Annotated in this window: 13 protein-coding genes and 1 other annotated feature; of the genes, 6 read left to right on the forward strand and 7 right to left on the reverse strand. The window is 45.7% G+C overall.

Translation table 11 applies throughout. The annotated features are described in order from the left end of the window. Nucleotides 1–179: 179 nt before the first annotated feature. Complete coding sequence (locus tag BW952_RS11780) at nt 180–1,868, reverse strand: 2-isopropylmalate synthase (protein ID WP_045851980.1); 1,689 nt, start codon at nt 1,866–1,868, stop codon at nt 180–182. Between the two features lie 52 nt (nt 1,869–1,920). Further along, nucleotides 1,921–2,142 (reverse strand) — a binding site (T-box leader). 164 nt (nt 2,143–2,306) lie between these two features. Between BW952_RS11780 and BW952_RS11785 the strand changes: the two genes are divergently transcribed. Continuing rightward, on the forward strand, nt 2,307–2,675 hold the full coding sequence (locus BW952_RS11785; protein WP_045851979.1) for a DUF2538 family protein: 369 nt from the start codon (nt 2,307–2,309) through the stop codon (nt 2,673–2,675). On the opposite strand, the gene BW952_RS11790 is transcribed toward BW952_RS11785, so the two are convergent. Then, a complete protein-coding gene (locus tag BW952_RS11790) occupies nt 2,668–4,206 on the reverse strand; it encodes an AMP-binding protein (RefSeq protein ID WP_052698513.1) in 1,539 nt (512 codons plus the stop codon). The two genes, BW952_RS11785 and BW952_RS11790, sit on opposite strands and share 8 nt — an antisense overlap. After that, nucleotides 4,203–5,057 (reverse strand): SDR family NAD(P)-dependent oxidoreductase, encoded by an 855-nt coding sequence (locus BW952_RS11795; RefSeq protein WP_045851995.1) that lies wholly within the window; start codon nt 5,055–5,057, stop codon nt 4,203–4,205. Before BW952_RS11795 ends, BW952_RS11790 begins: the two co-directional genes overlap by 4 nt. A gap of 317 nt (nt 5,058–5,374) precedes the next feature. Between BW952_RS11795 and BW952_RS11800 the strand changes: the two genes are divergently transcribed. Then, entirely contained in the window at nt 5,375–5,566 is a 192-nt protein-coding gene (locus BW952_RS11800; protein WP_045851978.1) for a hypothetical protein, read from the forward strand. Between the two features lie 80 nt (nt 5,567–5,646). On the opposite strand, the gene BW952_RS11805 is transcribed toward BW952_RS11800, so the two are convergent. After that, nucleotides 5,647–5,823, reverse strand: coding sequence for a YjfB family protein (locus BW952_RS11805; protein ID WP_076496295.1), 177 nt, complete (start codon nt 5,821–5,823; stop codon nt 5,647–5,649). Between the two features lie 207 nt (nt 5,824–6,030). Here BW952_RS11805 and BW952_RS11810 point away from each other — a divergent pair, with 207 nt between their 5' ends. From BW952_RS11810 to BW952_RS11820, 3 genes are all read left to right on the forward strand, one after another. Continuing rightward, nucleotides 6,031–7,323 (forward strand): ATP-binding protein, encoded by a 1,293-nt coding sequence (locus tag BW952_RS11810; protein WP_076496296.1) that lies wholly within the window; start codon nt 6,031–6,033, stop codon nt 7,321–7,323. Between the two features lie 96 nt (nt 7,324–7,419). Beyond that, complete coding sequence (locus BW952_RS11815; RefSeq protein ID WP_045851977.1) at nt 7,420–7,683, forward strand: DUF1292 domain-containing protein; 264 nt, start codon at nt 7,420–7,422, stop codon at nt 7,681–7,683. Between the two features lie 116 nt (nt 7,684–7,799). Next, nucleotides 7,800–8,003, forward strand: a complete 204-nt coding sequence (locus tag BW952_RS11820; RefSeq protein ID WP_045851976.1) for a hypothetical protein — start codon at nt 7,800–7,802, stop codon at nt 8,001–8,003. Between the two features lie 39 nt (nt 8,004–8,042). Here BW952_RS11820 and BW952_RS11825 read toward each other — a convergent pair whose 3' ends face one another. Both BW952_RS11825 and BW952_RS11830 read right to left on the reverse strand, forming a co-directional pair. Then, nucleotides 8,043–8,864, reverse strand: coding sequence for a TIGR03943 family putative permease subunit (locus BW952_RS11825; RefSeq protein WP_045851975.1), 822 nt, complete (start codon nt 8,862–8,864; stop codon nt 8,043–8,045). Nucleotides 8,865–8,881: 17 nt separating this feature from the next. Then, the gene (locus tag BW952_RS11830) at nt 8,882–9,886 is read right to left on the reverse strand and encodes a permease (RefSeq protein ID WP_045851974.1); all 1,005 of its coding nucleotides are present in this window, start codon (nt 9,884–9,886) and stop codon (nt 8,882–8,884) included. A 171-nt stretch (nt 9,887–10,057) separates the two neighbouring features. Between BW952_RS11830 and BW952_RS11835 the strand changes: the two genes are divergently transcribed. Next, the gene (locus tag BW952_RS11835) at nt 10,058–11,080 is read left to right on the forward strand and encodes a YheC/YheD family endospore coat-associated protein (RefSeq protein ID WP_045851973.1); all 1,023 of its coding nucleotides are present in this window, start codon (nt 10,058–10,060) and stop codon (nt 11,078–11,080) included. Nucleotides 11,081–11,089: 9 nt separating this feature from the next. On the opposite strand, the gene BW952_RS11840 is transcribed toward BW952_RS11835, so the two are convergent. Then, a complete protein-coding gene (locus BW952_RS11840) occupies nt 11,090–11,608 on the reverse strand; it encodes a hypothetical protein (RefSeq protein ID WP_045851972.1) in 519 nt (172 codons plus the stop codon). Nucleotides 11,609–11,758 lie beyond the last annotated feature (150 nt).

The raw sequence follows: 11,758 nt of genomic DNA on the forward strand, positions 1-11,758 counted from the left end.
TACAGGCTAACGCCGATATCCTGAAGATACCGGCGTTAGGCAAGTCTGTATCGGCGTTATTTTCAGCTTACCGGCGTTAGCCCTCTCTCTTAGACAGGCGAAGCTATCTGCAAAACAAAGAGCCGAACGACTGCGTTCGGCTCTTTCGATTGTTATCATCTTCTTTAAGGAAGCTTATTTTATTTCGTAGCCGCGAAGCGTTCCTGTTCGACTTTTAAAAGGTTGTTCACAGCGCTGAACAAGGCTTTAACGGATGAGTTCATAATATCCGGGTCGATGCCGCAGCCCCAGTAGACTGTGCCGTTGTCGGATGTGATGCTGACGTAGGAGACGGCATTTGCCTGTGAGCCGATCGATTGGGCATGTTCTTTGTATGTTAAGTCTTTATAGGCGATGCCAAGCTCTTTTTGAAGCGCGTTGTTAATGGCATCCAGACGGCCATTTCCTGCGCCGTGCCACGTGTTCGTCTCGCCGTTTACGTTCACTTGAATCGTTGTAGTGGCCGTGTCTTTTCCTTCGAATGTGTAGTCCACTAGCTCTGCTGGTGAGTCGACATTAACAAATTCCTTCATGAAAATATCATGTATTTCATTGGTCATTAATTCCTTCTGGTTGCGGTCGGAGACGTCTTTCACTTTATAGCCAAGTGTTTCACGCATTTTTGGTGGAAGCTCGAAGCCGTACGCCTGCTCTAGAAGGTAGCCGATGCCGCCTTTTCCGGACTGTGAATTAATCCGGATGACTTCTCCTTCATATTCGCGGCCAATATCCTCCGGGTCCACCGGCAAGTATGGAACGGTCCAGTGTTTGCGGTCTTCCTGCTCACGCCACTTCATTCCTTTGGCAATAGCGTCCTGATGCGAGCCGGAGAAGGCGGTGAACACCAATTTCCCGGCATACGGCTGGCGATCCGGGACGCTCATACGGGTTACGCGCTCGTACACTTCCTGAATTGCTGGCAAGTTGTCGAGGTTCAACTGTGGATCAACGCCGTGCGTGTACATATTTAATGCGAGTGTGACAATATCCACGTTGCCTGTACGCTCGCCGTTTCCGAACAGCGTGCCTTCTACGCGGTCCGCACCTGCCAAAATGCCGAGCTCAGCATCTGCTACACCGGTGCCGCGGTCGTTATGTGGGTGAAGCGACAAAATGACGTTTTCGCGGTAGTTCATGTTTTCGCTCATGTATTCAATTTGGCTCGCGTACACGTGAGGCATCGACATGGACACCGTTGCCGGCAGGTTGATGATCACCTTTTTGTCTGCCGTCGGCTGCCATACATCGAGCACACTATTGCACACATCCAGCGCAAATTCGATCTCTGTTCCCGTGAAGCTTTCCGGTGAGTATTGGAACTTAAAGTTTCCTTCCACTTCAGCCGCATATTTATTCAATAAATGCGCGCCGCTGACGGCAATGTCTTTAATTTCTTCTTTAGACCGTCTGAATACCTGCTCCCGCTGGGCAAGAGAGGTAGAGTTGTACAAATGCACGACCGCATTTTTGGCACCGCGGAGCGATTCGAACGTTTTCTTAATTATGTGCTCGCGTGACTGCGTCAACACTTGAATGGTCACATCATCCGGAATCAAGTTCTGCTCAATCAATGTGCGCAGAAACGTGTACTCTGTATCCGATGCAGCCGGGAAGCCCACTTCGATTTCCTTGAAACCGACATCAACAAGCACCTGGAAATACTCTAGTTTTTCCTGCAGGTTCATTGGAATAATCAAAGCCTGATTGCCATCTCGTAAATCAACACTGCACCAGGTCGGCGCTTTGTCGATGTATTCTTTTTCTGTCCATTTCAAACTCGTTGCCGGCGGCATAAAATAATTGCGTGTATATTTGCTTACATTCTTCACGATAATCATCCTTCCGTTTTTGGATAAAATAAAAAACGCCCGCCGTCTCTAAAAAAGAGACGACAGGCGTTAACCTTCCGTGGTACCACTCTCATTGGCTGATGTATACACATAAACCCGCTTGAAGGCTGATTACGGGGCGTCCGTCAAAGCTTACTTCAGTTCAGCTTTGCCGCTCATGGGCGAGTTGGGGAAGCGATTGACTGCCTTTCACCGAAGCGGCAGCTCTCTATGACAATCACAAATCCTTAATGCTCCCAGTCGAAGCGTTTCATTGTTGTTTCATTTTTTCCATCGTATTACCGATTTGCTTGTTTGTCAATGTGAATTGAAGAAATAATGCAAAAACATGATGCGGAATAATGGACTGAACATGAAAAAGCTTGGGTATATTGGAAGGAAGTGACCATTGGGAAAACGTAAAAAGGAGCGATAACGATGTGTATGTATTTTGTCGATGATCATCACGCCGTCAACTATAAATTAACGCAGCTTCAATGGGAGTATGCCGAATATGATCCGGAATATGCCGCAGCCTGCTACTTGCTGGCAGTGCCGATGGTGTTTGAGCATATTGTTCATCATCTTGATGAGCAGCAAACGCCGGTTGACTGGATTATCCAGTGGGAAGAGGATGATTCTGCATACGATCTGAGTGCCGGCGCCATTCAGCTTGGCCGGCTCGCTCTCCATTTGTGGAATGGACACGAGCCGTTTCATTTGCTAACTTGTCTGGAGAGCTTGCAGGGCCATCACTATGACGTCGTGAAAACAGCAATGGATGTCCGTCTTGGAAGATCTATGTAAGCGGAAGCTGCTGTTCACCTGTCGAAGAAAAATGCTTTTCAAGCTCCTTTTTATCCAGTTTTCCGAGCGCAGTGTGAGGCATTGTTTGCACAAAGATGATTTCCTTTGGCAGTTGAAACCGGGCTAATTGAGGACGCAGCCAGCTGAGCAGTTCTTCTGTCGTAAGTGATAGGTGAGGAGCGGGCTGGACGAACGCTGCCAGCCTTTGACCGAATCGTTCATCACGTATACCAATTACGGCTGCAGCGTCAATGCCAGGGTGATAACTGAGCACCCGTTCAATGTCTTGTGGATACACATTTTCTCCAGCCGAAACAATCATGTCGTCTGTCCGCCCACACAAATAGTAATAACCGGCACCATCCTGCCAGCCAACATCCCCTGTTTGGGCCCAGCCGTTTTTGCTTTTCACGCACAGCTGTCCAATTTCTCCGGGTTTTAATTGCTGTCCTTTTTCATTGCACGCCGTTAACTGAATTCCTCTGATCTTCCGGCCAGCCGTTCCGGGAAAAGTAGCTAATTCTTGTGGCGTGGCAATGCTCAGCAGGCCACCTTCTGACGTTCCGTATAAATTGTACAGGATCATTCCCAGCTGGTCGGAAACAGACTGAACCAGCTTTGGATTAAGCTCGGCACCGCCCGATGCAATGCAGACGAGTGACTGCAAGTCTTGAACACGACAATCCAGCATCTTATGTACCATAAGTGGAACCACAGACACAACATCAATGCGTTGTTTTTTTATAATGGTACATGCTTTATCGGCCTTGAAGTCACTGCTGATCACGACTTTTTTCCCAAGAGCGATCATCGACAGTAACATGCCAATGCCGTAGCCGTGAAAAAGGGGCGTAGCAACGAACGCCGTTTGGCGATGGTGCAGTTCAAGACGCTGGACCAGTGTGAAAAAAGGACTGATGTAAGCGAGGATTGATGGACGGTGGACTGCTTCTTTTGGCTTTCCGGTCGTTCCTCCTGTCAGCAGCACAATTCTTCCTGACGAGGAGCGGGGGAGAATTCCATTTTCATCAGCAATTGCATTTTGAAGGGTACTCGAACGAATAAATTTTTTACAAGCTGAAATGGAGAACGCATTTAAAAGAGGTGCAAATTCCTCGTCATGGACGAGAACATCAAAGGCGTGATGCTGCATCATCTCTTTTAAACGATTTTTCCCGGCGTCCGGATTCAGCAAATAAAGGTCCGCACCTATCCGTGACGCCGCAAAAAGGGCGGTTACGAAAGAAAGATGATTCCGGCATAAAAAGCCAATTTTCTGTCCTTTTTTCATTTTGTATACATGAGAAAAGTGAATGGAAAGCGTACGGGACCGTGTAAACAGCTGCCTGTAATCAACAGTTTCCCAATCATCCGTGAGTGCGGGTTTATCGCCGAAAAGGCGCGCAGCCACGTGGAGCAGGAGCATAACATTTACGCCTTCTTTTCGAACGGCTGCAAGAAGCAGGAAAAGACCTTTTGGAGTAAGCCATCTCATTTTAGCCAAAACGAGAACCAGTGTCATGATATTCATTGGCGCTTCCTCCTTTTGGTGGCGAAACGAGAAGCTGTCCGATCCCACGTGCCTCTGAAAAGAACGGAAGCCGTCTCACCGATAATCAGCCACCAGGGCGAAAAGGTGCGCTGTTTGGTGTACAGAACTTTTCCAATAATAGCAGCCACATGCTCTGAAGACATCGCGGGCATCTGTTTATAAGCGGCTGTCGGCTCGATCATTGGTGTTTTCACTAGAGGCAAGTAAATGGACGTTGTCGAAATACGCATCGCCTCAAGTTCAGGAGATGCAGAGCGAAACCATGTGTCAAAAGCGGATTTAGATGCCTGGTAGGCCGCCCAGTATGGAACAGGCAGAAGTCTCGTATTAATGGTAGAGATGTTAATCACATGACCATTGTTTTGTTGAAGCAGTGGAATGATAGACAGAAGGAGCTGTACAGGCGCAAAGTAATTAATGGCCATTGTTCGGCTAAAATCGTGATAACGGTCCAGTGAATCTTGAATAGAGCGTTGAATCGAAAGACCTGCATTGCTTACGAAGATATCAAGTCCATCCGGAAGCCGATGAAGAAACACCAGCAGCTGCTCTGCTTCTTCATGGTTTCGCAAGTCTGCTCGAAAAATACTTACTTTCGCTTTAGACTGTTCGATGTCTTTTTTTATGGTTATAAGCTGTTCCTCCTGGCGCGCAACCAAAATGAGGTGAAGAGGAATATGTGCCAGTGAATACGCCAGCTGCCTGCCGATACCCGAGCTCGCTCCCGTGATCAGCATCGTCTTACCCGATAAGCAGCTGTGCAGCTTTTGTTTATTCAACCAAAACGGCGGGAAAAATAAAATTTTTTCTAAAAAGGTATAGGAATGCATCCAAACAAATCCTTTTCTGTCTTTTTGTAAAGTATAAGGGAGGGTTGAAAGGATGTACACATCAGGATGCAAGTTCCAAATCACCGATTTTAAAAAAAGTAGAAAAAGAGTGTTTAACAAATAAAAAGAGTGGGTAGATAAAAAGAGTCAATCCTCCCGAAGATTGACACGGGAAGGATGGCAATGGTGGCCGTCAGTGTATTTGGCGTAGGTGGGGCCGGTACGGGTAAGGGATTATTGGATTATTGTCGAGTTTTCTTTCATTCTTTCAGTAGGTTGTCCATTGGAAAAACTGAACCAAGAGGAGGAAATGAAAAATGACTTCGTTACACGAGCTTCAACCTGGTGCAGCAGACCTTCAGGCAGTGCATATTCTGACAAAGATGGCCGCAGAAGACGACGGAGTCTACATTTTAGCCAGAGAGCGTGACATCACAAGAGAAGCAGCCGACAAATCCGACGATGAAAAATTGAGAGACCAATATATGCTGTTCAGCAGTTTATTCTAAATGATGCACGAATGAGTCCGGCAGATGCCGGGCTTTTTTGTGCATGTCCAAAAAGCGGATTCAGCTGAATCCGCTTTTTCTTATCCCTTCAAATCGATGGACTTCCCAAGAGTCGGGTGGGGTGCCTGCTGAAGCATTTGCACCATTTGGCTGGCGTTTTGCTGCGCTAAATCCATCGTTTGCTTCGTCAGCGCCAGACTGACACTTTGGCCAAGGGACGCATTGCTCATGCCCATCGATAGTGCGGCGATATCCAAAAAAATCACCTCCCTTTTTTTCTATCGGCTTCCACGTGCGAAAGTAAAGAGGGAACGCGGAGGTCAATTGTTAAGGATCAGAGCCATTCATGTCGGGAATTGTCGAATGAAAAAAATAGGCTTTTCCTTTTTTCTGTTGCAAAATAAGAAATATATATGCTGTGATGTAGGATAGAAAAAGTGAATGTAACCGAGGGGAGTTTTCATATGAAGAAAACAGGCCAACTGATGTTGATTGGTGTCTCTGTTCTTTTTACGGTTTTTCAACTGCTCATTTTTCATGATCCATTTTACAAGGAATCCATCGACTTTATCATTGCGACTTCAATTGCCTGGTTTGTCGGCTGGCATTATGACAAGCTGAAATATGATCAGCTGAGGCGAAAACAAAGCGAAGAAAACTACCGGGAATTAATCGAGATGCTTCCGGAATCCGTGATCATTCATCGCAATTTTAACATCCTTTATGTCAACAAGGCAGCGGAAGTCATGCTTGGTGCCCGCAAAAAAAGCGAATTACACGGCCGCTCTCTCCTTGAACTAATGGATGCAAATGAGGCTGAAAGGCTGACAAGCGGCAGACAAAAAGAAGAGCTTGGCCAATCTTCTTCCGTCTATACGGTATGCAAGCTTGCCTGTCTTCATTTGAAAACGATTTTTTATGAATTTTCTTCCCTTTCCATTTTATTTGAAGGAAAAGAAGCCGTTTTGTATATTGGAAAAGATGTGACGGATCAAAAGACTCAAACCGAATCTCTCCTGCAAAAATCGGAAAAGCTGGCGGTGGTAGGGCAGCTGGCGGCGGGAATTGCACATGAAATTAGAAATCCACTTACGTCCATCAAAGGGTTTATCCAGCTTGTTCATGCGGAAATAGACCAGCCGGATCACAAGGAGTTTTTGAAAATTGTATTAATTGAGCTAGAGCGCATCAACGCCATTGTCGGAGAATTTCTCGTGCTTGCCAAGCCAAATGCAGTAAAGATTAAAAAAACGGATGTAAAGCCGCTCCTTGAGGACGTGGTAGCGCTTATCAACTCACAAGCGATCATGGACAATGTCCAAATTAACGTTGCCTATCAAACACCGATTCCGGCAATTGTTTGTGAAGAAAATCAATTAAAACAAGTATTTATCAATATTTTAAAAAATGGGATTGAAGCGATGCCCGGCGGAGGTTTCATTCGTGTGGAGGTAGAGGAAACCAAAGAGGGGAACGTTTCGTTTGCGTTTACCGACCAGGGAGTGGGAATACCACAAGATCGAATTCCTACGCTTGGAGAGCCGTTTTATACAACGAAAGAAAAAGGAACCGGCCTTGGCTTGATGACGTGCTTTAAAATCATTGATCATCATAAAGGGAAACTGCATATTAAAAGCGAGATCGGCAAAGGGACAACAGTGCGTGTATTATTACCGGCAGCTCCAGTTATTCAGCAGAAGGACGAAGTGAAAAAAGTGTGGAGTGTCAAACAGGAAGAGACAGCGAACCTTTTTTAAATGTGCCCAAAGTAGACCGCCGCTTATGAAAAGAGGTAAGATGGGGTAGAGTATGTGCAGACATTATTTTGAGCAAAGCAGAGAGGGGCATGCAACGTGGAAAAAGTTCAAGTAGGCGATGTGTTTACATTCGTAGACGAAAATGATCAGCAGCAGGATATTGAGGTGCTTGGCACAATGACAATAGAGGGCACGGATTATGCCGCAGCCGGATTCACAGGCGACATTGAAGAGGAAACAGGCGATGAAGTCGATGTGTTCTTTTTCCGAATTGAAAACGATGAGCAGTTGATTATCGTAGACGAAGATGATGAATTCGAAAAAGTGTCCGCTGCTTTTATTGAAGCAGAGGAAGCGTAAAAAGCAAAGTCTCTATGAAAATAGAGGCTTTTTTTACGGGGAAAAGGGTGTTCATCGAAGGGAGTCTTTTGCTATAATGAACTCTTGACTGTCTGTAGAAAGAAGGAAAGGCAACCATGGCTCGAATAAATGTAAAACCGCTGATCTGCTTTGAGCACTCCTTTTTGGACGCGGCGCTAAAAGAGATTGTCGTGTTGAATGCTGGTGGAAACGAGCAGGAAGTTGAGCTTGATATTCGTTTTTCGAAAGCGAAGAAAGGCCATTCCGGACAAACGAATAACTTCACTGTCCATATGCTGTTTGATTCAACCATCCGCTAGTACATAAAGAACCGGCTCCCGATGAGGAAGCCGGATTTTTTACATAATTTTGATATACACGGGATACACGTAAGGTTCCTTCGGTTCATCAATTTCTTTCCAGGAAACGATTTTCAGCATGGGCATTTCTGCGCCATCATAGTGTGTCAGCTCGATGGTTCCTTCCACCTCCAGCCACGTATCTTGTTCGATGGAGGGCGCATCCTCCAGTTCTGTCAAAAATCCAATACTGCCTGCATCCGCTACACAATGGGTGATTAAAAAACGGGTTAAAGCAAGCTGATTGTCAGCAAATCCATCCTCTTTATAAACAAAACCACTCATTTTCACTTTTCGACCCTCGTATTTTTGGGGCTCTGTACTAATTCTTGTAAAGTAGGGCTCAAACACATTCTCCTTTAAATGGATGACGGGTTCCTTTTCCATCCTCTCTAGCGCTTGATCATATTCGGCCTGGTTCATTTCCTTTCTGGCAGCCTGCAGCCCTTCGTGTGCTGCAGATGAGCTGCTTGATGTTAATACAGTTCCTTTTTTTGCGGCAATAGCAGCCCCAAGAGTTTGTGGAGGCAGCAAGAACCCAGTGATCAACGGAAAAAATAAAACAGCGTATGAAATGATCACTTTGGGACGAGGAGAACGATGATTGCACCCGTGATGACAGACGTGAGTGCTTTTCCCTATGATCCGAAAAACCTGAATGGCACAAAGAAAGAAAAACAGACAGGCGGCTGATTGACTGAGCAGATTGTACTTCGGATTCACGAATTTAACGATGTCTCCATTTGCATGAAGAGTAACGAGAAAATAAGCAAAAGTGGCCAGCATCACCGCCTTAAGCGCATGACTGGATTGAAACGTCATTCGTGATTCCTCCTTTTTCACAGCCAAACTAAGGCGCTCGTGCAAGCAAAAACGGTCAAGGTAATAAAGAAAATGAGTGAAAAAACAAATTTCAGCTGAAAGACACTGACCAGCATTACCGTGTTTTTCAAGTCAATCATCGGACCGTAAATTAAAAAGGCAAGAATAGAGGATGTCGGAAATAGGTTACGGAAAGAAGCGCCAATAAAGGCATCCGCTTCCGAGCAAAGCGACAATAAGTACGCCAGACCCATCATCACAAGCGTAGAAGAGACCCATCCTTCTCCAGCCTGAAGAAGGGTCTGCGCCGCGACATACGTTTGAACAAAGGCCGCAAAAAACGCGCCAATAATTAAGTATTTGCCCATATCAAAAAATTCATCGATGGCATGTCCAAGCATATGCCAAATCCGTTTGAAAAAAGAAGCGGGCTGTGTGTGCTCATGAATTTCCATCGTACCCGTCTGCCCTTTTAATTGGTTCTTTTTAAAAAAGAGGCTGACCAGCAGGGCAATGATCAAGGCTGCGGCAAATCCGACGCCCATCCGGAGAGCGGCTATTTTCAGGTCGTTGCCAAACGCCATATACGTAGAGAAAATCACGATCGGATTGATCAGCGGTCCTGTCAGTAAAAAACCGACGCCGGCGTAGATGGGCACGCCTTTTGAGACTAGCTTCCGGACAATCGGCACAATACCGCACTCGCAGGCAGGAAAACAAGCGCCGATCACACAGCTCATGAAAACAGCTGCAACCCGGTTTTTAGGCATCCATTTTTCCACATGATCTTCACTGATAAACATTTGAATAAACCCGGCAATCAGCACACCAATCAGCACAAAGGGGACCGCTTCGATAAAAATGCTTAAAAAGATTGTATTCATTTCTAAAAGGGATGGAGGCATTTGTGAAGTCATGCTTTGCAACGAAATGACGTCCGTACCCATAAGAACGGCGAAGCAGACGACGATGAACAGAATGAAGATGAAAGGTAATAGTTGGGTCCAAGTGGTATGGTTCATAGCAGCCTCCTTTTTTCTGAATGGTTCGGTTAAACGTATTCGCCTGAGAGGAAAAGTATGATAAAGAAGAATCATTACGATTTGAAAATGTGATGTAAAAAAACAATTCACATTTCCGTGTTTCCGTTCATAAGCTGAAAAGACGGAATAACAGGATGAGGTGGCTTTCATATGGCGTTAATCGGGATGTTTCATTTCCGGGAGGATCCGCGGAGCGTAATAAAAGCATACGCATACGCGGCAGCCGCAAAAATGGAGGGTGTGCCGTTTTTCTACTTCACGCCTCAAAATGTGATCAAGGAAAAAAAGAGGATTTGCGGAAAAATATATGAAAACGGAGAATGGATTGAAAAAGAATTTCCTTTTCCTGACGTCATTTATAATGCGAGTGCTCCGCCCGATGATGACGCAGAAGAGATGTATGATTTTTTATACGAACACATCCCATTCACAAGCCACTCCATCGGGAACAAGCTGCGGGTGTATCACCGGATTCAAAAAGGAGAAACATTTGCGCACTATTTGATCCCGACAATTGAAGCAAAGGATTTTAACAGCCTTTCACATGCGATCAGCCAGTACGGGAAGATTTTGTTAAAGCCCAAATATGGCCACCAGGGAAAAGGCATTGTGACGATTGAAAAGCAAAGCATCAGATGGTACCGGCTGTTCGAAGGCGATCGTTCTTTTTCGTTCAGGAAAAAGAAGCTGATGAAATGGTTCGCCGAGCTGACGGAAAACGACGACTATATTGTGCAGCCGTTTATTTCCTGCCGCTTAAAATCGGGCAACGTATATGATTTACGGCTTCATGTTCAAAAAAACGGAGACGGGGAGTGGGTGATCACTTCTATTTATCCGCGTATCGGACCGATCGGGAGCATCATTTCCAATATTGGCAGCGGAGGCTATACGGGCTACCTGGATGACATCTTAAAAAAGGAATTTCCGGATTGCTGGCGTGAGGTGAACGAGAGACTAGAGCGATTTGCCCTTGATTTCGCTCATCACTTTGAATCGTTGTATAAAGATGTATTGTTTGATGAGCTGGGTATTGACATCGGACTGGATCATCAGCAAAAAATGTGGCTGTTTGAAGTGAACTGGAGACCGGGAGAGCCGGTTTTGTTTAACTGCGAACTCGATGTAGCCAGAAATACAATTTTATACGCGAAGTATTTAGCCGGACGATAAGTGGTCCGGCTAGTCGGCGTTTTGAGCGTTAGTTTGAAGAGCATCAATTAATGACTGGTATGTGTGTATGTTTTCCTCCCAATCGGACGAGGTGGTCATGTTCATGCCAAGACCCGCGTCTGTCAGCGCGATTTGAAGCTGCTCAAATGATTGCTGCTCACGCGGGCTCAAAACGGGCTGCTCCCGCAAGAAAAAGGCATCGTTCGGATAAGAAGAAAGCTGAATGTAAAGCTTTCTTAACTCATTCGAACCGCCTAGATCGACAAAGCCGCTGTCACTAACGTGGCTTGAGGCAATAATCAGTCCGGTCAGAACATCTCCCATTCGCGATACCACGACTTCAGGTCTCTCCCATCCGTTGCTTTCCTGAGATGAAATAAGGCCGTTTAAAGCGATCAAATTGTCAGAAACAGCCGAAGCCGTCAGCTCTTCTGCTGATCTTTTTGAATGAATGTAGCTGAACAGGACAAGAGCAGACAACACGAGATTCACGAGTAAAGATACGATAAACAGTCGCTTATTATACATAGCTGTTCCTATGAGTGAACCATTTCTCCGCCGCAAAGCTAGCCACAAGCCCGATCAAAATGGGAATGAGCGACCCCATTTCCATCGTAAAGCCTTCAGACGTAAAATGGCTGCTGAAATGGAACTGAAGAAAAGGAACTGAAAAAAGAT

It is taken from the genome of Domibacillus enclensis (genome assembly GCF_900156125.1).
Lineage (GTDB): Bacteria > Bacillota > Bacilli > Bacillales > Domibacillaceae > Domibacillus > Domibacillus enclensis.

Excerpts from the sequence above, each read along its gene's own strand:
- BW952_RS11785 (WP_045851979.1), top strand. The coding sequence starts at position 2,307 with ATGTGTATGTATTTTGTCGATGATCATCACGCCGTCAACTATAAATTA.
- BW952_RS11790 (WP_052698513.1), bottom strand. The coding sequence starts at position 4,206 with ATGAATATCATGACACTGGTTCTCGTTTTGGCTAAAATGAGATGGCTT.
- BW952_RS11795 (WP_045851995.1), bottom strand. The coding sequence starts at position 5,057 with ATGCATTCCTATACCTTTTTAGAAAAAATTTTATTTTTCCCGCCGTTT.
- BW952_RS11800 (WP_045851978.1), top strand. The coding sequence starts at position 5,375 with ATGACTTCGTTACACGAGCTTCAACCTGGTGCAGCAGACCTTCAGGCA.
- BW952_RS11810 (WP_076496296.1), top strand. The coding sequence starts at position 6,031 with ATGAAGAAAACAGGCCAACTGATGTTGATTGGTGTCTCTGTTCTTTTT.
- BW952_RS11820 (WP_045851976.1), top strand. The coding sequence starts at position 7,800 with ATGGCTCGAATAAATGTAAAACCGCTGATCTGCTTTGAGCACTCCTTT.
- BW952_RS11825 (WP_045851975.1), bottom strand. The coding sequence starts at position 8,864 with ATGACGTTTCAATCCAGTCATGCGCTTAAGGCGGTGATGCTGGCCACT.
- BW952_RS11830 (WP_045851974.1), bottom strand. The coding sequence starts at position 9,886 with ATGAACCATACCACTTGGACCCAACTATTACCTTTCATCTTCATTCTG.
- BW952_RS11835 (WP_045851973.1), top strand. The coding sequence starts at position 10,058 with ATGGCGTTAATCGGGATGTTTCATTTCCGGGAGGATCCGCGGAGCGTA.
- BW952_RS11840 (WP_045851972.1), bottom strand. The coding sequence starts at position 11,608 with ATGTATAATAAGCGACTGTTTATCGTATCTTTACTCGTGAATCTCGTG.